Genomic DNA, 21,605 nt, shown 5'->3' on the forward strand with positions numbered 1-21,605 from the left:
GTGGTCTTCAGGCACCGGTTGGTGTGCGGCGAGGTGAGCGGTGGGGGTGAGTGGGCGTGGGGGTTGATGGGTCAGTGCGGGGCGGGGGGGGGAGGCACCAGCGTGGGCGTCGCCGACAACATCGGCAGGATCGATTTTGTACAACCAATCGGCGAATGCACATCACAAAATTGCGGAGGTTCTGTTAGCCACGGTGACTGCTTGGGGTGGAAGCCGGCTTGTCTGTTTACGAGCCAGAGCTGCTTAAAGCAGATGGCGTCATGCCGCCTCACGACAGGTACACACGTAGAACTATCCGAGGAAGTCAGTTCGGCCTTAAGTCGTGCCGCGCGGCCGGGCCGGATTTCCGACGACGGTCACTCCAGCGGGCACATCGTGGGTTACGACTGCCCCCGCACCGATGATGGCATCGTCCCCCACCGTGATCCCAGGCAGGATCAGTGCGCCACCTCCAATCCAGACGTTTGCCCCGATGGTGATTGGCCGTCCACTTTCGACCCCGGCGCGACGAAGTGCAGGATCACGCGGATGGTCGGCAGTGAGAAACTGCACGCCAGGTCCGACCTGCGTCAGCGCGCCTATCGTGACGGGCGCGACATCGAGGATCACACAGTTAAAGTTCAAGAACGCTCCGTCGCCGATGGAGATGTGCTGCCCATAGTCGCAGTGAAAAGGTGGACGCACCACCGCGTCCTCACCGACACAAGCGAAGAGTTCGCGCAACATCACCCGCCGCTCGGCCGGTGATGCCGCGAGGGTCGCGTTGTACCGAACCATCCATTCCCGAGCACGCTGAGCCTCCATCCTCAATTCCGGGTCGCCCGGCCGGTAAACTTCGCCTGCGAGCATCTTTTGCTTCTCGGTTCTCACGATCCTTCAATCTCCACGTTGGGTGCGATATCTGCCCACTCTCAGGCGGTGATATGTACACGCCAGCATGGCCGCTTTCGGGAAGCCCCGAGAACCTTCCGCATGCCCGGCATGGGTCGGAAGCGGGAAGGCCTTTCGGGGTAAATTTCTGTCAGGCCGCTTTCGCATGGCGGAAGCATCGAAGCGGGCATAGCCATTGGGACTGCTGCCAACTTATTGCGGAAGCGCGAAACATTCGCTTGCCGGTGTCTTGATGACACACAATCTTCGGCAGACTGAGGTGAATACGCGGCTGTCGCAGCCCCCTTGCAATCAGCGAGTTGTTTACCAATAAACTTCATTTGCTGTCACGAATTGAGCTGCATAATCCTTGCTGTTCGAGGATCGTGCAAGATGTTCAAGCGGCTCGCAGATCGCGTTTCTCTGCGGCGTCAGATCAGCCTGCTCGCGGGAACTATCAGCCTCGCGATTGTCGTCGCGACCACACTCGGATCTGCGCTGCTGGCGCGCGGGCAGGACACCGAGATGGCGCAGAATGCCCTCCTGCAGGTTGCCCGGTTGATGGCCGATCGGCTGGATCAGGATATGGCCGAGCGCCTGCGCGAAATCCGAAACGTCGGAGCGCTGCAGCCGCTGCAGTCCCACTGGCTGGAGAACAATGGCACCCTGCGCAAAGTGCTGGAGACGATGCAGAGGACTCTGCCTGATTACGCCTGGATTGGATTTGCCGATCGCGACGGCCAGGTACGCGCTGCAACAGGCGGCATTCTCGAAGGGGCGAGCGTCAGCCAGCGACCCTAGTTCAACGATGGCCTTCGGCAGGCTACGGTCGAGGATGTACACGCGGCAGCCCTGCTGGAAGCCAAGCTCCCTCCGTACAGCGACGGATCGCCGTTCCGCTTCGTTGATGTGGCCGTCCCGGTCAGCGATGCATCGGATCGGATCTTAGGTGTTCTCGGAGCGCACCTCAGTTGGCGATGGGCCGACATACTCCGGCGCGAACTCTTGTCCTCTCGAAGGTCTGAGTTGAACGAGGACTTCATCGTTCTCGATCGCTCCGGCCGGGTTCTGCTTGGATCCGACAATGGAGCGAGTCCGTACACAGCCGCGGAACTCGTGTCCGGGCATTTCATCGTTCACAGGGTTGAAGGCGATCAGCTCGCCGCTGCTGCCGTCACGCGCGGACGTGGCGACTATCGGGGCCTAGGTTGGACCGTCGTAGCACTGCAGCCCGTCGACACCGCCCTGGCCGGCGCTCATCGTTTGACCAGTCTGATTCTCTTGCTCGGGCTCGTCACGGCTGTCCTTGGTGTTATCGCGATCTGGTGGGTCGCGGCGCAGCTGACCCGGCCCTTGGCGCAACTCACCGAAGCCGTCGGCCGCATCGGACGCGAGCCGAATGCAAGGATGACACGTCATATGCACGGCTCTCCCGAGGTCCTGCGTTTGTCTGCTTCAATCAGGTCGCTGCTGAGGCGCATCGGCACGGCTGAGGCGGATGCACGCCATATTGAGGCGTAGGCTTCGCACGCAGCTGAAGCAGCGGAAAACCGAGTCAGAGGTCTCGGAGCCGATTTGAATGCGATGCAGGTTCTGGCCGACACCGATGCGCTGACCGGCCAGCTCAACCGCCGCGCATTCCTGCCCTTGGCCAACGACGCGATGAGCTACTTCAAGCGCTAGCGGCGTTCGATCTGCATTCTGATGATCGACATCGACCACTTCAAACATATCAATGACCTTTACGGCCATGCCACAGGCGACGCGGTCATTCGCCAAGTTGAGCAGATCCTTAGGGAGGCAGTCCGGACCACCGACAAAGTGGCACGCTTTGGTGGCGAGGAGTTCGTGGTCCTGCTCCGCGATACCGATCTGAATGGCGCGGCTGTTTTGGCAGACCAGATCCGTCAAACGGTGGCAAACACCGTGTTCGAGCCCGAGGGGAAATGCCTGAGAGCGACGATCAGCATCGGCATAGCTGAGACTGAGTTCATTGACGGTGACATCGATCACACGATCGAAAGAGCAGACCGCGCGCTTTATGCAGCCAAGTCGGGCGGGCGCAACTGCGTGCGATCGTTCGAGGTGACAGCATCGCAAGACCTACGAGCGGCCGCGTAGTGCGGCCACGAGAGTGAAATGCATCGCACCAGCAGTTCGGATCGATCGCTACAGGGATGGCCGCTATAAGATCGGAAAGCGGTAGCCTCCTATCCTGAGCCGAAGTTGCCTAACCACCAACGAACGTCTGCTTTGGGGGAACGCCGACAGCGTTTCAGCCGACTGGGTTGGTTCGAGTGCGGAATGACCGGGTCGGGTGGTTTGCCGCCCGTCCGCTTTAGGGCCGCAACTTAGAGCCTCTAACAAAACCGGGTTTGGCGCGTTGGGTGGAGATGGCGAGACCGCTCCTCCCCGATGGCCTGTGGGCCGAGATCGCACCGATGCTGCCGCCTGAACGGGCCAAGCCGAAGGGCAGTCGGCCTCGAACATCTGACCATGCGGCTCTGATGGGGATCCTGTTCGTGCTGCGTTCGGGCACGACCTGGGAGTTGCTGCCACGGGAGATGGGCTGCGGTTCGGGGATGACGTGCTGGCGGCGCATGCGGGATTGGCAGAGGGCTGGAGTGTGGGACCGCCTGCAAAACGCTCTGCTCGACCGGCTCAGTCGCCAGAACGGGATCGACTTCAGTCGAGCTACCCTCGACAGCGCCTCGATCGCCGCGAAAAAGGGGGCGCGGCTACGGGCCCGAACCCGACCGATCGGGGTAAGCCGGGCACGAAGCGCCACATCGTCACCGATGCGAAGGGCATCCCTCTCGCCCTGAAGCTGACGGTGGCGAACGTCCATGACAGCCGAATGTTGGAGGCGGTCGTGGATGCCGTCCCGCCGATCCGCTCATGCTGGGGACCACCGCGCAAGCGTCCCTCGAAGTTGCACGCTGATAAGGCCTACGACCACCGCCGCTGTCGTCAGGCGCTGACCCGCCGCCGCATCCAGCCCCGCATCGCCCCGGCGCGGGATCGAGAGCAGCCAGCGGCTGAGACGTCACAGGTGGGTCGGCGATCGGACCCTGTCGTGGTTCGCCTAGTTCCGTCGCCTCGCCATCCGCTACGAGCGGCGAGCCGACATCCATCTCGCCTTCTCCGCGCTGGCAGCCGCCCTCATCGTCTGGCGCCTCATCGAACAATGGTTTTGTTACGCGCTGTTAGCTGAGCGTTGTCCGTACGTGCGACAGGCGCGGCGACGAGGGCGGCATTGGAACCGTGCGTTCGGGGCAACCTCACTCGACCTCGGGCCGCGCCGCGGCGGTCGGGCGCAGCATCTTGAATTGCTCGATCATGGGCGGGTTTCTCGAGGCGTGCGCTGTAACGCCATTGGGACCCGGCGGCGACCAAAAGCGCATCGTCCCGCCGTCGCCGGCACGGTAGCCCCCGGTTCCGTTCCGACGGTTGGCGTCCGCCGAAAGAGGCGCTCTCGACCCAGTTCGGAGGCAACACTCCAGGCGATGCGCCTTCGTGGATTTCCCGCCGTAATGCCCGATCACCACGCCGGAGTCTCGTTCGCAGTACTCCTGCATGTCGGCCTTCGTGGTGATGCCGCGCATCGTGTCGTTGGCCGCGTCGATGCCCTTATGCTCGGTCGCCCTGCCGTTCCGGCCCTTGCAGGAGCTTGGAACAAATATCCCGCGACACAGGCGGGCGAGAGCGCGAGGACGAGTGCCGCCCTGGTTCTAGGCCGGAGCCCGATGCCCTCGATGGTGTGCAGGCAATCGACCAAGCCTTCCTAGGATCGCGTCTCGACGGAACTCAGGCGGAGTTCGCATGGCGGCTCACGCTCGATAGGGCCCTTCAGCCTTCAGCAAGACCGAGGATCGGATAACAGTTCATTATCAGGCTCTGGCGCATTTTAGGCTTCTCGCGTAGGAGACGCCCATGGCCGGAACGCTGATCGACCCTGCCGCCGAGGCCTACGAGGCCGCCGACGCCTTCGCGCGGCAGTCGCTCTCGCAGGCGACCCTGCGCGCCTATCGTGCCGACTGGCAGCACTTCCTGGCATGGTGCCGCAGCAAGCGCCTCGCGAGCCTGCCGGCGGAACCGCAGACGCTCGCTGCCTACCTCGCCTCTCAAGCAACCACACACAGCAGGTCCACGATCGAACGGCGCATCGTGGCGATTGGGCAGGCTCACAAGATCGCCGGGCACGACTGGCGCCCGTCGCATCCGATCGTCCGCGCGACGCTCAAGGGCATGTTCCGGACCCACGGCCGGCCGCAGGTGAAGGCCGCGGCGCTGGGACGCGAGGAGGTCGTGGCGCTTCTCTCCGCGTGCACGGGCTCGTTCGCCGCACGCCGGGACAGGACGATGTTCCTGCTGGCGTTCGCCGGTGCGCTCCGGCGCTCCGAGCTCGCCGCGATCCGCGTCGAGGATCTGCGCTTCACCCGCGAAGGCCTGCGCCTGTTCCTGCCACGCTCGAAGACCGACGGCGAGAACCGCGGTGCCGAGATCGGGATCGCGGCGGGCCGGAACCCGCAGACCTGTCCCGTGGTTGCGCTTCAAGCGTGGCTGGACGCGGCGGCGATCGATGCCGGCCCGGTGTTCCGGGCGATCCGCGCCGACGGTGCCTTGTCAGACACTGCGATCACACCGGACTCGATCGGCCGGATATTGCGTCGGCGCGCGTCGGCAGCCGGCCTAGACGCCGACGCCTACGAGCGGATCACGCCGCACGGCTTCCGGGCGGGCTTCATTACAGATGCCTACCGCGCCGGGGCGCGGGACGAGCACATCATGGGTCACTCCCGGCACAAGAGCCTAAAGACGATGCACGGCTACATCCGACGGGCCAAGCTAATGAGCGACAGCCCCTCGAAGCTCCTAGGTCTATAGCGTGCCCGCGCAAACGTGCCGCCCTTATAATTTTATCGGATGCGTCCAGCGAGGATCGCGCGACAAACCTATGCTGCTGTCCTTTTTTAGGCAACCAGCCATTCGGAAGCGTCCAGAGGCGCAACTGCTGTTGGCCGTGAGCAGAATGACCGCTTTGGAGAAGGTCCACCGGAAAAGCGGACGGCTTCCTATCGACCAACGCCAGCCGTACGGACCCAGGTCGGACCTTAACCGGACGAGGTTATTGATCGCCTTTGAGTAGCTGCCGCAATCACAGGCCACAATTTTGGTCAAAATGTTTCTCTTGAGCCGTATTGAGCCACCATTCGCCTACACATTACCATCTCATACGGATTGGATGACTATTTCGCTGCTACAAGAATTACATTTTTTTTTAAATTGCTACTTGATACGTATCCGTTGCGCTTAATCGAGCACATATCTATTGAGAGTCTGCGCCAATAAGCTGCCTAATCAATTCAATTAAGCGGAGCGGAGCGGGCGATAACGACTGCCCTCGGCTCGTGACTATACCGATGTTGCGGGAAAGCGACGGATTCACGATCCGAAGGCGGAAGGTGAGAGGGTCGTCGCCCTCGGGCAGGGCCACGCGGGGAAGGATCGCCGCACCGAGCCCGCTGCGGGCCATCGAGATCAGCGTCTGAGCCTGGGCGAACTCGTAGCGCGTGTCGAGCTTTACTCCTCGATCCTTCAGGGCTGCCTCGACCGTATGACGAAGCGCGGTCGCTTGGTTGAGTAGCAACAGGGGCATGCTGGCGAGCGTGGCAAAGCCGATCGTCGTGCGCCGGGTCGTGATAAGGCTGCGCGGCACCAAAGCGTAGAGCGGATCGACAAGGATCAGATCGAAGTCGAACTCATCCGTTTCCGGCTGTGGACCGATGCCGAAATCGGCCTCGCGCTGGCGAATGCTCTCGAAAAGTGCCTCCGAGGTCAGTTCCCGCACGCGGATCTCGACCCCCGGGTAATCCTGCCGGAATGCCGCCAGCACCTGGGCAAGCCGCGTCTCAGCAATGGTCGGCGAGCAGGCAAAGGAGACCCGGCCTTGCTTGATGTCGGCAGCCTCGCGGATCGTGCGCAGGCCGCCGTCGAGTTCGAGCAGGGCGCGTTCGGCGCAAGCCAGAAGTTCGTGGCCTTCGGCCGTCAACCGCACGTTGCGGGTGGTGCGGTGAAACAGGGCGACACCCAGCTGCGTCTCTAACTGGCGTATCTGCGCACTCACGGCCGAGGCAGAGCGAAAGGACTTTTCCGCCGCAATCCGGAAGCTGCTGTGCTCGCCCACCAGCAGGAAGGTGTGCAGTAGCTTCAAATTCACGCGCGGCAGCCGGCTGGCCTCGAACGCCACTCACTGTCCTCCCCGCCAATCGCTCACCCACCCTCATAGTGCAGCCGGACCGCACAATCGACAACATAAAGGCGTTTGTCGGTTCAGTCTGCGCAGGCGACAAGTCGGGCTTTCGCGGTGAGAGCGCCTGGGAACACAGCGATGAGCACGCCGAAGGGTTACATCTACGCCGAGCTCGACGTAACGGACCCGACGACGTTTTACGAAGAATACATGTCCGCCGTGCGGCCGATTTTGGCTGATTACGACGCAAGATTCTTGATTGCTACCAACGATGTAAAAGTGATTGAAGGCGGCCGCGACGTGAAGCGGATCATTTTGCTGGAGTTCGATTCGCCGGAGACGGCGCATGCCTTTTTTTACTCGAAGGCCTACCAGGACATCCTCGATCTCCGGCTCAAGTCATCCAGCGCACACCTCTATCATCTGGACGGCGTAACGAAGGAATGATTTCCGCTTCCGCTCGGCGGTTTCTCTCATGACCGAGAACTTCGACATCGTCATCGTCGGCGCGGGGACGGCGGGATGCGTGCTCGCCAACCGCCTGAGCGCCGATCCGGCGCGACGCGTGCTTCTGCTTGAGGCGGGACAGGCGAGCCGCAACCCTTGGATCCATATCCCAGCGGGCGTACCGCGCGTGGTGAACCATTCTCGTCTGACCTGGGGCTACCTATCCGATCCCGAGCCAGGGCTGAACGACCGTCGCATCATCTGGCCCCGCGGCAAGACTCTCGGCGGCAGCAGCGCCATTAACGGTCATGTCTACATGCGCGGAGTGCCGGACGATTACGATGCGTGGCGGCAGATGGGTAATCCCGGCTGGGCGTGGCGGGACGTGCTTCCCTATTTCAAGCGCGGCGAGCGGCATTTCCTCGGGGAATCCGAGTTGCACGGGGGCGTCGGCGAACTGGACGTCTCCCCACTGCACGAGCCTCACCCGGCCTCGGCGGCCTTTGTGGCGGCGGCGCAGGCCGTCGGCATCCCTGCCAACCCGGATTTCAACGGGCCGCAGCAGGAGGGCGTAGGCTATCTCCAGTTCATGATGCGCAACGGGGTGCGTGCTTCGGCGGCGGCGGCCTTCCTGAAGCCGGCCCGGCGGCGGCCGAACCTCGCGGTGCGGACGGGCGTCCTGGTCCAGCGCCTTCTCCTCGACGGACGGCGAGTCACGGGCGTGGAATACCGCCGCGACGGGGACATCCGCCAGGTGCACGCGCGCGAGGTCGTGCTGTCGGGGGGTACCATCAACTCGCCGCAGGTGCTGATGCTCTCAGGCATCGGCCCAGCCGCCGTCCTCCAGACCCTGGGTATCGCACCGGTGACCGACAACCCCGGCGTCGGCTCCAACCTGCAGGACCATGTTTACGCCCACTACTTGCGCGCGGTGAATCCCGCCTTCTCGGTCAATCGGACGATCGCCAGCAATCTGCGGCTCATCCCACATGTCCTGCGCTACGCAGCGACACGGCGGGGACTGCTCACCTCGGCCGCGGCTCAGGTCGGTCTGTTCGTAAGATCCTCGCCGAGCCTCGACGGGCCGGACCTGCAGATCCAGATGCGGCCCTTCAGCATGATCAGCAAGGGCGGGATGTATGCCGCGAGCCCCGATCCGGCGGTGACGGCCTCCTGTACGCTGCTGCGACCGCATTCCACCGGCAGGATCACCCTGCGTTCACGCGATCCCGGCGATGCGCCGGGCATGGTGGCGAACTACTTCGCCGACGAGCGGGACCTGCCGCCGATGATCGAGGGCCTGCGCCTGCTGCGGCGGATCTTCGCCGCGCCGCCCCTCGCTTCAGCGATCCGCGACGAATTGATGCCGGGCGACGGCCACGAGTCCGACGTGGAGCTGACCGAATACCTGCGCGCCAACGCCCAATCGATGTACCACCCCGTGGGCACCTGTCGGATGGGCAACGATTCGGATTGCGTCGTCGACAGCCGCCTGCGGGTGCACGGCGTCGGCGGGCTGCGAGTGGTCGATGCCTCGATCATGCCGCGCATCCCCTCGGGCAACACTAACGCGCCGACGATCATGGTCGCCGAGAAGGCTGCCGACATGATCCGGGAAGACACCTGAGATCCCTCGTCACCGCTGAGATCTGTCGTCGGAGGGCCGTTCGCGACCCTCCTCGACTCGTGCCCGCGTCGATTGTGCGGCCGGACTGCACAATCGACGAGATAATCGCGTTTGAGGCGGATGAGGATTCACCCTAGCGTTCATCCAAGTCTTGCGAAGCAGAGCGGCACGAGATCGCGGCGCGCAAGCAGTCAAAGCGGGGAGGAACGCGTGCCTGCAGGGGCTCACGGCCAGACCAATCAAGTCGAACTCACGCCCGGAGCCCTCGATGGCGTGCGGGTGCTCGACATCGCGACCTTCGTGGCGGCTCCGTTCTGCGGCACGATCCTCGCCGACTTCGGCGCCGAGGTCATCAAGATCGAGCAGCCGGTGTCCGGGGATTCCCTCCGGCGCTTCGGCACTCCGACCGAATGCGGCGATACGCTCGTGTGGCTGAGCGAGGCCCGCAACAAGCGCACGACCACACTCGACCTGCGCAAGCCGGCCGGCGCCGACCTGTTTCGGAAGCTCGTCGCGCAGTCCGACGTGGTCCTGGAGAACTTCCGCCCCGGCACGCTGGAGCGCTGGGGTCTCAGCTTCGAGGCCCTGCGCGAGATCAACCCGAAGCTCGTGATGCTGCGGGTGTCGGCCTACGGCCAGACGGGTCCGAAGAAGGGGGAGCCCGGCTTCGCCCGGATCGCCCACGGCTTCGGCGGCCTCGCCTACCTCGCCGGCACGCCCGACGGGCCGCCGGTGGTGCCGGGCTCCACCTCGATGGCCGATTACCTATCCGGCATGTGGGGGGCCATCGGGGTACTGATCGCCCTGCGCTCTGCCGAGGCGACCGGGCGCGGGCAGTTCATCGACATCGGGCTGTACGAATCCGTCTTCCGCCTGCTCGACGAGGCGGCGCCGGCCTTCGCCAAGTTCGGCATCGTGCGCGAGCGCATGGGGCCGGACACCGTCAATGTGGTGCCCCACAGCCATTACCAGACCGGCAGCGGCGAGTGGGTCGCCATCGCCTGCACCAACGACAAGATGTTCACCCGCCTCTGCGAGGTGATGGGGCAGCCGGACCTCGCGAGGACCTACGTCACCGCGCCCGACCGGGTCGCCCACCGCGCGGAGATTAACGCGAAAGTCGCGGCTTGGGTCGGCAACCATTCCTTCGATGAGGTGATGGAGCGGACGCGGGTGGGCGAGGTGCCCTGCGGTCCGGTCTACTCGATCAAGGATATCTTCTCCGACCCGCACTACGCGGAGCGGGAGAACCTGCTGCATGTGGAGGACGAGCGGGCCGGGGCCCTCGTCCTGCCGAGCGCCGTTCCGAAGCTCTCCGAGACCCCGGCGACGTTCCGGCACGCCGGGCGGGCGCTCGGCGCGGACAACGCCGACGTCCTCTCCGAGCTGCTTGGCCTTGGGCCCGACGAGATCGCGGCCCTGAGCCGGGACGGGGTGATCTGAGACCCCCGCCCGCGATCCATCGCCCGAACGGGAAGCCAGGCAGGACGACCGATGCACGACTACGAGATGTTCATCGACGGGCAGTGGGTCGCTGCGGCGTCCGGCGACGCCTTCGAGACCGTCAATCCGTTCGACGGCAAGCCCTGGGCGCGCATCCCGCGGGGTGGCGCGGCGGATGCCGAGGCTGCCGTGGAGGCCGCGCACCGGGCCTTCACCCAGGGCCCCTGGCGGAGGATGACAGCGACCGCCCGCGGGCAGGTCCTGCACCGGCTGGCGGACGCGATCGAGGCCCATGCGGATCGGCTGATCCGTGTCGAGGTCACGGATAACGGCAAGCTAATCAGCGAGATCTCGGCGCAGGTGCGATATCTGCCGCAGTACTTCCGCTACTTCGGCGGCCTCGCCGACAAGATCGAAGGCTCGGTCCTCCCCATCGATAAGGCGGAGACATTCAATTTCACCCGACACGAGCCGCTGGGCGTGTGCATCGCGATCACCGCCTGGAACTCGCCGCTGCTGCTCGCCGTCAACAAGCTGGCTCCCGGTCTGGCCGCCGGCAACACCTTCGTCGTCAAGCCTTCGGAATACACCTCGGCCTCGGTGCTCGAACTCGCCACCTTGTTCGAGGAGGCGGGCCTGCCACAGGGTGTGGTGAACGTCGTCACCGGCTATGCCGATGTCGGTGCGGCTTTGGTGGCGCATCCCAAGGTCGCCAAGGTCGCCTTCACCGGCAGCGAGGTGGGCGGTCAGCGGGTTGCCGAGGCGGCCGCCCGCGACTTTAAGCGCGCCACCCTCGAACTCGGCGGCAAGTCCGCCAACATCGTGTTCGCGGATGCCAACCTCGACAACGCCCTGAAGGGCGCCGTCTCTGGCATCTTCGCCGCCACGGGGCAGACTTGTGTCGCGGGTTCCCGGCTGCTGGTCCAGCGCTCGATCTACGACGCGTTCGTGAGCCGCCTCGTGGACTTCGCGGCGACGGCGCGGATGGGCGACCCGATGCGCAAGGAGACACAGGTCGGGCCGGTCACCACCCCACCCCAGTACGACAAAATCCTCGACTACATCGCCATCGCCAAGGCCGAGGGGGCCGAGTGCCGCCTTGGCGGACAGCCGGCCTCGCGCCCGGAGTGCGGTGCCGGGCAGTTCGTCGAGCCGACGATCTTCTCGGGCGTGAACAATGCGATGCGCATCGCGCGCGAGGAGGTGTTCGGGCCTGTCCTGTCCTGCATCCCCTTCGAGGACGAGGACGAGGCGGTCGCCATCGCCAACGACTCGCCCTACGGCCTTGCGGCCGGCGTGTGGACCTCGGATGTCCGCCGCATGCTGACGATGTCGGAGCGGCTGTCGGTCGGCATGGTCTGGGTGAACATGTACCGGGCCGTGAGCTTCATGTCCCCCTTCGGGGGGTACAAGCGTTCGGGGCTCGGGCGCGAGAACGGTATCGAGGCAATCCACGAGTACCTCCAGACGAAGAGCGTCTGGATCAGCACGGCGACCGAGGTCGCCGACCCGTTCGTGATCCGCTGAGGGGATGGTCGTGCCCTCCCCAGAAATTCTCACCCCGAGCTTCCGCCTCGACGGCCGGGTCGCGCTCATCACCGGGGCCGGCGCGGGGATCGGTGAGGCCATCGCCACCGGCTTCGCCGAGGCCGGAGCCGAGACCGTGCTCATCGGCCTGAGCCAGAGCCCGCTGGACGACCTCGCCGGACGGATCGAGGCCGCCGGTCTACCGAGGGCCCGGACCTTCGCCCTCGACGTCTGCGACACGCAGGGCGTCGCCGCCGCCATCGCCGGGCTGCCGAGGCTCGACATCCTCGTGAACAACGCCGGCACCAACGTGCCGGAGCCCTTCGTGGACGTCTCCGAGGAGAACCTCGACCGCATCCTCGGCCTGAACGTGCGGGCCGCCTTCTTCGTGGCGCAGGCCGCCGTCCGGAAGATGCTGGAGGACCCTCAGCGGGCCGAGCGGGGCGGCGCCGTCATCAACATCAGCTCGCAGATGGGGCACGTCGGCTCCCCCAACCGCACCGCCTACTGCATGAGCAAGCATGCGGTGGAGGGCCTGACCAAGGCCATGGCGGTCGAGCTGGCGCCCCAGCGGATCCGGGTGAACTCCATCGGCCCGACCTTCGTCGACACGCCGCTGATCCGGCGGATCGTGGACACCCCCGAGAAGCACGATTTCCTGGTCTCAAAGATCCCCCTCGGCAGCATGGCGAGCGTCCGGGACATGATTGGCGCCGCGATCTACCTCGCTTCGCCCGCCGCCGCGATGGTCACGGGCACATGTCTCCTCGTCGATGGCGGCTGGACCGCCCAATGACCTCTCCTTCAAACGCAGAGATGGACGCGATGAGCGCGACGGCCAAAAGGATCGTGGTGGAGCAGGCCGGACCGCCCGAGGCGATGCGCCTCGTGGAGGAGCCGGTGCCGAGCCCGGCGGCGGGTGAGGTCTTCATCCGGCAGCAGGCGATCGGCGTCGACTTCATCGACACGCAGTTGCGCTCCGGCCTATTGCCGGCGCCCCTGCCGACTGGGCTCGGGTTCTCGGCAGCCGGCACGGTGGAGGCTCTGGGCGAGGGTGTCACCGGGCTCGCCGTCGGGGACCGCGTCGCGTACCATTACCCCGTGGCCGGGGCCTATGTGGAGGCCCGCGCCGTGCCCGCGGAGCGGGTGATCCGCCTGCCCGACCAGGACATGTCCGCCGAGGCCGCCGCCGGCGCGCTCTTCCGGGGGCTCACGGCGTGGTACCTCGCCACGCGGATGCGCCCCATCGCGAAGGGAGATACCGTCCTCGTCCACGCCGCTGCCGGGGGCGTCGGGCTCATCCTCATCCAGTGGCTCGCCCATCTTGGGGCGGAGGTGATCGCCACCGTCGGCTCGGCCGACAAGCGGGCGGCCGTGAAGGCGCACGGGATCACCCACTGCATCGCCCTGGACGAGGAGGACTTCGTCACCCGGGTGCAGGAGATTACCGCCGGCAAGGGCGTCTCTATCGTCTACGAGTGCATCGGAAAAGAGACCTTCGAGCGGTCCCTCAGCTGCGCGGCGCGCTTCGGTCTGGTCGTCTCGTTCGGCTGGCCTTCCGGCGATGTCGATCCGGTGAAGCTCGCCGACATCCGCAACCGCGGCTCGCTGTTCGTCACGCGTCCGACCATCGCGCATTACGTGGCTGACCCGGCCGATCTGCGGGAGGGCGCCGGCGCTCTCTTCGACCTGATCGCGAAGGGCACTATCAAGGTGACGGTCGGCCAGTCCTATCCCCTCGCCGAGGCGGCCCGGGCGCATGCCGATCTCGCCGGCCGCCGGACCTCCGGCTCCACCATCCTGACGGTGTGAGGCGGCCATGCCGGGACTTCTGATGGGCAGAGTCGCGATCATCACCGGCGCGGCCTCCGTGCGAGGAATTGGCTGGGCCTGCGGCCGCCTCTTCGCCGGCGAGGGGGCGACTCTCGCCCTCCTCGATCTCGATGCCGGCGCGGCCCAGGCGGCGGCTGACGCCCTCGGTCCGGGCCATCGCGGCTTGGCCTGCGACGTGCGCGACGCAGCGCGTTGCGAGGCGGGGGTGGCGCAAGTTCTGGCGGAGTTCGGCCGGCTCGACATCCTCGTGAACAATGCCGGCGTCAGCCAGCCCCACCACCTGATGGACAGCACGCAGGACGATTACGACCTCGTCTTCGATTCGAGCGTGCGCGGCACCTACAACATGTCCAGGTCCGTGGTGCCGCATTTCCGGAGGCAGCGCTCCGGGGTCATCGTCTGCATGGGTTCGGTCGCCGCGCAGCGAGGCGGCGGCATCCTCGGTGGGCCCCATTACGCGGCGGCCAAGGGCGCGGTGCAGGCCATGGCCAAGGCGATGGCACGGGAGCTCGGGCCGGACAACGTGCGGGTCAACGCCCTCTCGCCCGGCCTCGTCGAGACGGACCTGCTCCTCGGCAAACTGACGGATGACGGTCGGGCCCGCGCCATCGCCAACACCCCGGCCGGCCGCCTCGCCCGGCCGGAGGATATCGCCGGGGCCTGCCTCTTCCTGGCAAGCGACCTGTCTAGCTTCGTCACCGGCACCGTCCTCGACGTGAACGGCGGCCTGCACATCCACTGACCTTCGGGGACACGCCAATGATGCTCGCAGGCAAATGCGCGGTCGTGACCGGGGGCGCCTCGCCACGGGGCATCGGCTGGGCCATCGCGAAGATCTTCGCGGAGCACGGTGCGCAGGTGGCGATCCTCGACCTGCGCGGGCCGGAAGCAGCCGAGTCGGCCGCGGCAATCGGGCCGATGCATCGCGGCTTCGCCTGTGATGTCCGTGACCCTGAAGCCTGCCGGGCGGCGACCGCCCAGGCTGCGGCGGCATTCGGTGGGCTCGACATCCTCGTCGCCAATGCCGGGGTGAGCGAACCGCGAAAGCTCTTGGATATCACCCAGGAGGGCTACGACCGTGTCGTCGATACCAGTCTGCGCGGCGCGCTGAACATGGCGCAGGCGGTCGTTCCTTACCTGCTCGAGCGGGGCGGCGGATCTATTGTCGCCATCGGCTCCGTCTCCGGCGAGCGGGGGGGCGGCGTCATGGGTGGGGCGCATTACTCGGCGGCCAAGGGAGGCGTGCATTCCCTCGTCAAGGCGATGGCCCGCGAGTTCGCCGCCGAGGGGATCCGCATCAACGCCGTCGCGCCGGGCCTGATCGAGACCGACCTGATCGCCGGGCGCCTCGACGCCGAGAGACGGGCCGCCGTGATCGCGGCGACACCGATGGGGCGGATTGGAACACCAGCCGAGGTGGCAGGTGCCTGCCTGTTTCTCACCTCCGACCTCGCTGCCTACGTCCACGGCATGACACTCGACGTAAATGGCGGCCTGCACATCCACTGACGGCGCCATCCGACGGATCGATTCAAAAATATAAGAAAAGGCAATCGTTTAACCCATGGAGGGAACTTTTCATGCCATGCCATCTCGACCGCCGTCACACCCTTGCCCTCGGCCTCGCCCTGCTGGCCGCACCGCTTTCCCTCGCCGTCCAGGCCGCTGAGCCAATCCGCATCGGTATGTCGGGGCCTTTCACAGGGGGGTCGGGGCCGATGGGTGTCTCGATGCGCGATGGCGCGCGCCTCGCGGTCTCCCAGATCAACGCCAAAGGCGGCGTTCTCGGCCGGCCCCTCGAACTGGTCGAGCGTGACGACGAGGCTAAGAACGAGGTCGGGGCGCAGGTCGCCCAAGAGCTGATCAGCAAGGAAAAGGTCGTCGCCAATGTCGGGATCATCAACACCGGCGTCGCGCTGGCGAGCGCCCGCTTCTATCAAGAAGCCCAGATCCCTCTGATTACCCCCGGCCCCTCGGGATCGAGCCTCACCGAACAGTTCGCACCGCCGAATACGGATGCGAGCTACATCTTCCGCGTGTCGCTGCGAGACCGGATCCAGGTCGACATGATCATCGATGAGATCATCCGTCGTAAGTTCGAGAAACCGGCGATCCTCGCAGATTCGACCAACTATGGACACCTTGGGCGCGATGATCTCGTCAGCGCCCTGAAGAAGAAGGACATCAAGCCCGTCGCGGTGGAGAAATTCAACGTCAAGGACGTCGACATGACCGCCCAACTGCTGCGGTCAAAGTCGGCCGGCGCAGACGTCATTCTTACCTACGGCGTCGGGCCGGAACTGGCGCAGATCGCCAACGGCATGGCCAAACTCGGATGGAAGGTGCCAATCGTCGGCTCCTGGACCCTATCGATGCCGAACTTCATCGAGAATGCCGGTGCCAACAGCGAGGGCGCGCGGATGCCCCAGACGATCATCCTCTCCAACCCGGATGCGAAAAAGAAGGCCTTTATCGACGGTTTCGCCAAGATCTCGGGGGGTACCCGGATTCCCGGTCCGGTCTGGGCGGCACAGGGTTATGATACGGTCTACATCCTGGCCGCTGCGATCACCCAAGCCGGCAGCACGGCCGGACCGAAGATCCAGCACGCGCTGGAGAATCTGAACACTAAGGTCGACGGCCTCATCATGACCTACGATAAGCCGTTCTCCGCCGCCGACCACGAGGCATTCAAGGACACCTCCGTGGCGGTGATGGGCGAGGTGCGCAGCGGCACGATCGTCGCCACGTCCGAGGACAAGAAGGGGACGAACTGATCCGGTTCTACATGAGGCGTGGCCCGGGCGTCGCGCCTCATGTTCCGTTCGGTCGATCCTCCCGGGCTGGCGGCTGGCCAGCCGGCTGAGCGGCGACGAGCGTCTGCAGGGCTGTCCCCATGACGATCATGCGCCCGATCATCAGCCGAGTGAACGCCTCGATCACCGGCAGGGCCCGCCCGGTGGCCTCCGTCTCCAGGGTTGGCACCCGGGCAGCGTGCCGGACGAGGCCCACGGCGTGGCGCTGCCCGGCCTCAATCAGACGCCTCTGCTCAGCGGCAAGGAAGCCCGACCGGTGAAGGGGCAGGAGCGCCGTCCGTGCCATCGCGAGATAGGGGGGCCAGTGGGCGAGGTGGCGATAGAGGCTGGCGATAGCCTCGTTGTCGCCGAGGCGGCCGAAGCCGTCGAGATCCTGCACTAGACGCAGGACAGGCGGCGATAGCTCGCTCATGGCGAGAAGCCTCGGCGTCGGTTCCGGCGGAGCGGGCGCCGCCGGCACGGCAGCTGAGGCCGGGGCGTCCTGTCCCTCCCCCTCGCCCCGCAGGACGGAGCGCGCCACCAGCATCGCCAGGAAGTTCAGACTGTTGGCGTGATTGTAGTTGGCGACCAAGCCCAGGATCGTGGTGCGGGCCTCCGCCTCGAGTCCCGCGGCGTCCCAGGCGTGTCCAGGTACCGGCTCGAGGTCGGGCAGGCGGACCATCCCACGCAGGTCGGCCGCCGCCGCCGCGAGGTCCTGCGATGCGTAGAGCGGCTTCACCAGGGTCCAGGTCCAGGCGAGACCACCGGGGATCGTGGCGAGGTTTCGCCAGATCAGGTTCACGAATGGGACGCCGAGGCTGGCTCGCAGATCCGCGAACATGGTCGCGGTCTCTCCCTGCGCGTCCTCCTCACGGATGGCGGGGATGGGATCGATGCCGGTCATCGGGTGCCCCGCCGCCCGTCGCGCTCGCGGATGGCCCGATGCCGGCCGAGGAGGATCGCGGCGAGCTTGGCATGGGCCATGTCGACCAGCAGGCCCCCGTGTCCCACCGCGCCCGCGCCCGCCGCAACGGAGCGGTTCAGGGCCTCCTCGATGCCCTCGGCGGCGGCCACCAGTTCGGGCGAGGGCGAGAACACCGCGTTGGCGATCGCCACCTGGGAGGGATGGATTGCCCACTTGCCCTCGAAGCCGAGTGCTGCTGCACGCTCGCAGGAATTCCGGTAGCCCTCCTCGTCCGCGAAGTTGGCGTAGGGGCCGTCGATCGGACGCAGGCCGTAGGCGCGGGCGGCGTTGGCGATGCGAGCGAGGGCGAAGTGCCACTGGTCGTTCCAGTGTCGCTGAGGCGGTCCCTCCCCCTGGGTGCGCACCGCGTAGCCGGGGTTCGGCTGACCGAAGGTGGTGTCGAACGTGCGCATCTCGATGGAGTAGTCGCCAACCCCGAAGATCAAGGCTTCCAGCCGGCCGGAGGCGGCGGCGATCTCCTCGACATGGGCCACGCCCTTGGTGGTCTCGATCAGCACCTCGATTCCGACGCGCTTCGCCCTGGCATGCTCCCGCTCCAGGCCGGTCAGGAGTTGATCCACGAAGCGTACGTCGAAGGCGGATTCAGCCTTGGGCAGGAGGATCAAGTCGAGGCGGGGACAAGCGGACACTACGTCGATGATGTCGCGGTGTGCCCAGGGGGTGTCGAGCCCATTGATCCGCACCGCAAGTGTCTTGTCACCCCAGTCGAGGTCGTTGAGAGCGAGGATCGCGGCGGCCCGCGCCGCGTCCTTACGCTCAGGGGCGACGGCGTCTTCCAGATCGAGAAACACCGCGTCGGCCGAGCCGGCAGCAGCTTTCGCGAAGAATTTCTCCGATGTCGCGGGGACCGCGAGTTCCGAGCGCTGCAGGCGGACGGGGTTCGAAGATTGGGGCATGGCAATCCGATTCAGGCGACGGCGTCGATCATGCGCTCCAGGTCCTCTGGCACCTCCCCGAGGAACAGGCGCTTGACGTTCTCGTCGGCGAGCAGCGAACCCGCTTCGCCCTCGTAGGCGACCCGGCCCCCGTGCATAACGTAGCCCCGGTGGGCGATGGCCAGGGCGCGGGACGCCTTTTGCTCGACCATGATGACGGTGAGGCCGCTCGCGCACACCTCCGCGAGCTTGTCGAACACGACGTCCACGAGCTTAGGGGAGAGGCCGAGGGAGGGCTCGTCCAGAATGATCAAGCGCGGCTCGGTGATTAGCGCACGGGCAATGGCGAGCATCTGCTGCTCGCCACCGGACATGGTGCCGGCCTGCTGGCGCAGCCGGGTCCCGAGGATCGGGAACAGGGCGACGAGGCGCTCGATTGCGTGGGCGATGCGCGTCCGGTCGCCTCCCAGGATGTGTGCCCCGAGTTCGAGGTTGTCCCGCACGCTCATCTCCGGGATGACGATCCGCCCCTGCGGGACGTAGGCGAGGCCCCGTCCCAGACGCAGGTGGGCCGCCTCACGGGTCACGTCGGTTCCATCGACGCGGACCGTCCCCGACCAGACCGGCAGCAGCCCCGCTGCCGCCTTGATGACCGTCGACTTGCCGGCCCCGTTGGAGCCGATGATCGCGCTCATCAGCCCCGTGGGGAAGCGCATCGAGACCTCGCGCACCACCGCCACGTCGCCGTAGCCCGTAGTGAGCGCCTCCAGTTCGAGGGGCGAGGCGGCGCTCATCGCTTGTCCCAGCCGGGCATGGGCAGCACTGCGTCGGCGGTCTTGAGATCGTCCGGCCAGACGATCTCGCGCTTGCCCCCGCGGATCTGGTCGAGGAGCCCCTTCAGCCCGATCTGCACGTAGGTTTTGGGATCGACCTTGTGGTGTCCCATGACGCCGTCGGTCTCGAAGGTCGTCAGGGTTTCGCGGATCTTGTCCTGATCGAAGCTGCCGGTCTTGGTCACCGCTCGCTCGAGCACTGTGGCACCTTGATAGGAGAAGGCGGCGTAGTAGCCGGGCTCCGATTTGTACTTGGCCTTGTGGGCGGCGACGAACTCGGCATTGCCCTCGGTCTTGAGCACCGGCTCGTAGAGCGAGATGGCGATCACGTACTCGCCATCCTTTCCAGTGGCGGCGGCGAAGTCGTCCTGCGCCGGGCCGTTGTGGATGAACATCTTGGGCAGGTAGTTCACCGCCCGGAACTGGCGGACCATCTCGATCGCCTCGTTGGGGTAGCCGATGCCGATCCAGATGTCGGAATTCGCTTGACGGACACGGGCGATGTTGGACGAGTAATCGGTAGTCCCGGCGGGGAAGTACTCGACGGAGTCTATCTTTAGGCCGTTCTCCGCCGCGATCTTCTCCAGCGCCTTGCTCATGTCGCGAGCGGCCGGGTAGTCCCGGGAAACGACGGCGATGGTTTTGAAGCCGTGCCGGGTCGCCATCGGCGCCACGCCGGAGACGTAGGCGCCGATGGCCGGCGCCGACTGGAATACGTACTTGAATCCGCGCAGGTGGATCGATTCCGAGGCGCCGCCCGCGTTGAGGAAAACGCGCTTGTGCTTCTCCGCCACTGCGCTCGCGGTGGCGCAGGAGGCCGAGCCCCACGGCGAGAGCAGAAGCTCGACCTTGTCGCCGGTGATCAGCCGCTCATAGAGTCGGGCGGCGGTCGCAGGGTCGCTGCGGTCGTCGTAGACCACAATCTCCACCGGGCGCCCGAGGAGGCCGCCCCTCGCGTTGATGCTATCCTTCCAGAGGTCGACGCCACGTTTGAACAACTCGCCTGAATCCGCGAGATTCCCACTCTGGGAGACCGCGAAGCCCATCCGCAGGGGCTCGGCCGCCCGGGCGCGTGCCGTCCATCCGGTTGCCGCGAGTCCAATCAGGCCGGCGGTCGCGCTCCGGCGCGTGGGTGTCACCATGGTGTTCCTCCCCTCTCGTCTTCGACCGCTTCAGACGGCCTTGGGCTCGTTCAGGATATCCCAGCGCGTCAGGCCGGCGGCCGCGCGGCTTCGGGGTGTGATGTCGAGGATGCGGGCCACGTCGCGGGCGGCGGCCTGCACGGCTTTCGGATCGAGGCCTGTCGCGACACCCATGGCGTCGAGCATCGCGACGAGGTCCTCGGTCGGGATGTTGCCCACCGACCCGAGTTGCCCCGGCATGGCGATGCCGCCGCCCAGTCCGCAGACCGCGCTTTCGATGAAGGCGGCGCCGGCATCCAGCGCCGCCAGGATGTTCGCCGACGCCATCCCGGCGAGGTCGTGGACGTGGTAGCCGAAGGTGCAATCGGGATGGGCGTCGGTGAGCCGGCCGAAGACGCGGCCAACCTGCCGGGGATCCTCTAGGCCGGCGGAGCCCGCGATGTAGAAGCGGCGGATGCCGGCGTTGCGGAGGCGCCCGACCAGCGCCACCGTCCGGTCGTCGGGGATCGCCCCTTCGTAGGTGCACCACAGGGCGACACCCACCGCCATGACGAAGCCAAGCCCCGCCGCATCGGCGATGCGGAAGGCGGAAGCCGCCTCGGAGACGGCCTCGTCCTGCGTCATGTTCTGGTTCTTGCGCAGGTAGGTCTCGCTCACCGTGACGAGGCCGAGGAGTTCATCGAGCCCTGCCCCCCGCGCACGCTCGGCACCTCGGGCGTTCGGGACGAGGGCGCGGTAGATGGTGCCGGGCCGACGGCGGATGCGGGCACAGACCTCCTCGGCATCCCGCAGCGCTGGAATGACGCGGGGATGGACGAAGCCCGTCACCTCGATCACCGGAAAACCCGCCTCGCTCAGGCGGTCGACCATCGCCACCTTGGCCTCCGTTTCGATCCACCGCCCAAGGCTCTGGAGACCGTCGCGCGGTGCCACTTCGGAAACGAGGACGCGGTCGGGGATCCGCATGGGCGCCAC

At 66.1% G+C, this 21,605-nt stretch carries 21 protein-coding genes and 1 pseudogene; 14 read left to right on the plus strand and 8 right to left on the minus strand.

Going from position 1 to position 21,605, the window contains the following annotated elements:
- Positions 1 to 315: 315 nt before the first annotated feature.
- A complete protein-coding gene (locus tag MKK52_RS07110) occupies positions 316 to 870 on the minus strand; it encodes a sugar O-acetyltransferase (protein ID WP_313898731.1) in 555 nt (184 codons plus the stop codon).
- A gap of 393 nt (positions 871 to 1,263) precedes the next feature.
- On the opposite strand from MKK52_RS07110, the gene MKK52_RS07115 reads away from it, so the two are divergent.
- The 4 genes and pseudogenes from MKK52_RS07115 to MKK52_RS07130 all read left to right on the plus strand — a co-directional run.
- A complete protein-coding gene (locus MKK52_RS07115; protein ID WP_243953125.1) occupies positions 1,264 to 1,671 on the plus strand; it encodes a hypothetical protein in 408 nt (135 codons plus the stop codon).
- Between the two features lie 225 nt (positions 1,672 to 1,896).
- On the plus strand, positions 1,897 to 2,391 hold the full coding sequence (locus MKK52_RS07120; protein WP_243953126.1) for a hypothetical protein: 495 nt from the start codon (positions 1,897 to 1,899) through the stop codon (positions 2,389 to 2,391).
- 177 nt (positions 2,392 to 2,568) lie between these two features.
- Positions 2,569 to 2,991, plus strand: coding sequence for a GGDEF domain-containing protein (locus tag MKK52_RS07125; RefSeq protein WP_313898732.1), 423 nt, complete (start codon positions 2,569 to 2,571; stop codon positions 2,989 to 2,991).
- Positions 2,992 to 3,263: 272 nt separating this feature from the next.
- Positions 3,264 to 4,067, plus strand: a pseudogene (locus tag MKK52_RS07130) (IS5 family transposase); the annotation flags it as partial.
- Between the two features lie 84 nt (positions 4,068 to 4,151).
- On the opposite strand, the gene MKK52_RS07135 reads toward MKK52_RS07130, so the two are convergent.
- Positions 4,152 to 4,475, minus strand: coding sequence for a hypothetical protein (locus MKK52_RS07135; protein WP_243953164.1), 324 nt, complete (start codon positions 4,473 to 4,475; stop codon positions 4,152 to 4,154).
- 328 nt (positions 4,476 to 4,803) lie between these two features.
- On the opposite strand from MKK52_RS07135, the gene MKK52_RS07140 reads away from it, so the two are divergent.
- Positions 4,804 to 5,757, plus strand: a complete 954-nt coding sequence (locus MKK52_RS07140) for a site-specific integrase (RefSeq protein WP_243953128.1) — start codon at positions 4,804 to 4,806, stop codon at positions 5,755 to 5,757.
- A gap of 442 nt (positions 5,758 to 6,199) precedes the next feature.
- Here the strand turns inward: MKK52_RS07140 and MKK52_RS07145 are convergent, their stop codons facing one another.
- Complete coding sequence (locus MKK52_RS07145) at positions 6,200 to 7,120, minus strand: LysR family transcriptional regulator (protein WP_243953129.1); 921 nt, start codon at positions 7,118 to 7,120, stop codon at positions 6,200 to 6,202.
- A gap of 141 nt (positions 7,121 to 7,261) precedes the next feature.
- Between MKK52_RS07145 and MKK52_RS07150 the strand changes: the two genes are divergently transcribed.
- From MKK52_RS07150 to MKK52_RS07190, 9 genes are all read left to right on the plus strand, one after another.
- A complete protein-coding gene (locus MKK52_RS07150; protein WP_243953130.1) occupies positions 7,262 to 7,570 on the plus strand; it encodes a DUF1330 domain-containing protein in 309 nt (102 codons plus the stop codon).
- 28 nt (positions 7,571 to 7,598) lie between these two features.
- The gene (locus MKK52_RS07155) at positions 7,599 to 9,197 is read left to right on the plus strand and encodes a GMC family oxidoreductase (protein ID WP_243953131.1); all 1,599 of its coding nucleotides are present in this window, start codon (positions 7,599 to 7,601) and stop codon (positions 9,195 to 9,197) included.
- 210 nt (positions 9,198 to 9,407) lie between these two features.
- On the plus strand, positions 9,408 to 10,640 hold the full coding sequence (locus MKK52_RS07160) for a CaiB/BaiF CoA transferase family protein (protein WP_243953132.1): 1,233 nt from the start codon (positions 9,408 to 9,410) through the stop codon (positions 10,638 to 10,640).
- A gap of 51 nt (positions 10,641 to 10,691) precedes the next feature.
- Entirely contained in the window at positions 10,692 to 12,167 is a 1,476-nt protein-coding gene (locus tag MKK52_RS07165) for an aldehyde dehydrogenase (protein WP_243953133.1), read from the plus strand.
- 4 nt (positions 12,168 to 12,171) lie between these two features.
- Entirely contained in the window at positions 12,172 to 12,963 is a 792-nt protein-coding gene (locus tag MKK52_RS07170; protein WP_243953134.1) for an SDR family NAD(P)-dependent oxidoreductase, read from the plus strand.
- A 29-nt stretch (positions 12,964 to 12,992) separates the two neighbouring features.
- Entirely contained in the window at positions 12,993 to 13,979 is a 987-nt protein-coding gene (locus MKK52_RS07175; protein WP_243953135.1) for a quinone oxidoreductase family protein, read from the plus strand.
- Between the two features lie 22 nt (positions 13,980 to 14,001).
- Positions 14,002 to 14,742 carry an SDR family NAD(P)-dependent oxidoreductase gene (locus MKK52_RS07180; RefSeq protein WP_243953136.1) on the plus strand — a complete coding sequence of 247 codons (741 nt, stop codon included), beginning with the start codon at positions 14,002 to 14,004 and terminating at the stop codon, positions 14,740 to 14,742.
- Between the two features lie 17 nt (positions 14,743 to 14,759).
- On the plus strand, positions 14,760 to 15,509 hold the full coding sequence (locus tag MKK52_RS07185) for an SDR family NAD(P)-dependent oxidoreductase (protein ID WP_243953137.1): 750 nt from the start codon (positions 14,760 to 14,762) through the stop codon (positions 15,507 to 15,509).
- Between the two features lie 71 nt (positions 15,510 to 15,580).
- Positions 15,581 to 16,777, plus strand: coding sequence for an ABC transporter substrate-binding protein (locus tag MKK52_RS07190; protein ID WP_243953138.1), 1,197 nt, complete (start codon positions 15,581 to 15,583; stop codon positions 16,775 to 16,777).
- A 37-nt stretch (positions 16,778 to 16,814) separates the two neighbouring features.
- Here MKK52_RS07190 and MKK52_RS07195 read toward each other — a convergent pair whose 3' ends face one another.
- The 5 genes from MKK52_RS07195 to MKK52_RS07215 are packed head-to-tail and all read right to left on the minus strand — an operon-like array spanning position 16,815 to position 21,596.
- Complete coding sequence (locus MKK52_RS07195) at positions 16,815 to 17,699, minus strand: hypothetical protein (protein WP_243953139.1); 885 nt, start codon at positions 17,697 to 17,699, stop codon at positions 16,815 to 16,817.
- Positions 17,696 to 18,676: an HpcH/HpaI aldolase/citrate lyase family protein gene (locus tag MKK52_RS07200; RefSeq protein WP_243953140.1), complete on the minus strand. Its 981-nt coding sequence runs from the start codon at positions 18,674 to 18,676 to the stop codon at positions 17,696 to 17,698. The genes MKK52_RS07195 and MKK52_RS07200 overlap by 4 nt, the downstream gene beginning before the upstream one ends.
- A gap of 11 nt (positions 18,677 to 18,687) precedes the next feature.
- A complete protein-coding gene (locus tag MKK52_RS07205; protein ID WP_243953141.1) occupies positions 18,688 to 19,449 on the minus strand; it encodes an ABC transporter ATP-binding protein in 762 nt (253 codons plus the stop codon).
- Positions 19,446 to 20,630 carry an amino acid ABC transporter substrate-binding protein gene (locus tag MKK52_RS07210; protein ID WP_243953142.1) on the minus strand — a complete coding sequence of 395 codons (1,185 nt, stop codon included), beginning with the start codon at positions 20,628 to 20,630 and terminating at the stop codon, positions 19,446 to 19,448. The genes MKK52_RS07205 and MKK52_RS07210 overlap by 4 nt, the downstream gene beginning before the upstream one ends.
- Before the next feature lie 30 nt (positions 20,631 to 20,660).
- Positions 20,661 to 21,596 (minus strand): hydroxymethylglutaryl-CoA lyase, encoded by a 936-nt coding sequence (locus MKK52_RS07215; protein WP_243953143.1) that lies wholly within the window; start codon positions 21,594 to 21,596, stop codon positions 20,661 to 20,663.
- Positions 21,597 to 21,605 lie beyond the last annotated feature (9 nt).

The sequence above is a fragment of the Methylobacterium sp. J-067 genome (genome assembly GCF_022829465.1).
Lineage (GTDB): Bacteria > Pseudomonadota > Alphaproteobacteria > Rhizobiales > Beijerinckiaceae > Methylobacterium > Methylobacterium litchii.

What these genes read in the sequence shown, in the direction of transcription:
- MKK52_RS07135 (WP_243953164.1), bottom strand. Translation starts at nt 4,475, where the DNA reads ATGCGCGGCATCACCACGAAGGCCGACATGCAGGAGTACTGCGAACGA.
- MKK52_RS07175 (WP_243953135.1), top strand. Translation starts at nt 12,993, where the DNA reads ATGAGCGCGACGGCCAAAAGGATCGTGGTGGAGCAGGCCGGACCGCCC.
- MKK52_RS07200 (WP_243953140.1), bottom strand. Translation starts at nt 18,676, where the DNA reads ATGCCCCAATCTTCGAACCCCGTCCGCCTGCAGCGCTCGGAACTCGCG.
- MKK52_RS07195 (WP_243953139.1), bottom strand. Translation starts at nt 17,699, where the DNA reads ATGACCGGCATCGATCCCATCCCCGCCATCCGTGAGGAGGACGCGCAG.
- MKK52_RS07155 (WP_243953131.1), top strand. Translation starts at nt 7,599, where the DNA reads ATGACCGAGAACTTCGACATCGTCATCGTCGGCGCGGGGACGGCGGGA.
- MKK52_RS07210 (WP_243953142.1), bottom strand. Translation starts at nt 20,630, where the DNA reads ATGGTGACACCCACGCGCCGGAGCGCGACCGCCGGCCTGATTGGACTC.
- MKK52_RS07180 (WP_243953136.1), top strand. Translation starts at nt 14,002, where the DNA reads ATGGGCAGAGTCGCGATCATCACCGGCGCGGCCTCCGTGCGAGGAATT.
- MKK52_RS07140 (WP_243953128.1), top strand. Translation starts at nt 4,804, where the DNA reads ATGGCCGGAACGCTGATCGACCCTGCCGCCGAGGCCTACGAGGCCGCC.
- MKK52_RS07185 (WP_243953137.1), top strand. Translation starts at nt 14,760, where the DNA reads ATGATGCTCGCAGGCAAATGCGCGGTCGTGACCGGGGGCGCCTCGCCA.
- MKK52_RS07115 (WP_243953125.1), top strand. Translation starts at nt 1,264, where the DNA reads ATGTTCAAGCGGCTCGCAGATCGCGTTTCTCTGCGGCGTCAGATCAGC.
- MKK52_RS07215 (WP_243953143.1), bottom strand. Translation starts at nt 21,596, where the DNA reads ATGCGGATCCCCGACCGCGTCCTCGTTTCCGAAGTGGCACCGCGCGAC.
- MKK52_RS07165 (WP_243953133.1), top strand. Translation starts at nt 10,692, where the DNA reads ATGCACGACTACGAGATGTTCATCGACGGGCAGTGGGTCGCTGCGGCG.
- MKK52_RS07150 (WP_243953130.1), top strand. Translation starts at nt 7,262, where the DNA reads ATGAGCACGCCGAAGGGTTACATCTACGCCGAGCTCGACGTAACGGAC.
- MKK52_RS07190 (WP_243953138.1), top strand. Translation starts at nt 15,581, where the DNA reads ATGCCATGCCATCTCGACCGCCGTCACACCCTTGCCCTCGGCCTCGCC.
- MKK52_RS07170 (WP_243953134.1), top strand. Translation starts at nt 12,172, where the DNA reads ATGGTCGTGCCCTCCCCAGAAATTCTCACCCCGAGCTTCCGCCTCGAC.
- MKK52_RS07205 (WP_243953141.1), bottom strand. Translation starts at nt 19,449, where the DNA reads ATGAGCGCCGCCTCGCCCCTCGAACTGGAGGCGCTCACTACGGGCTAC.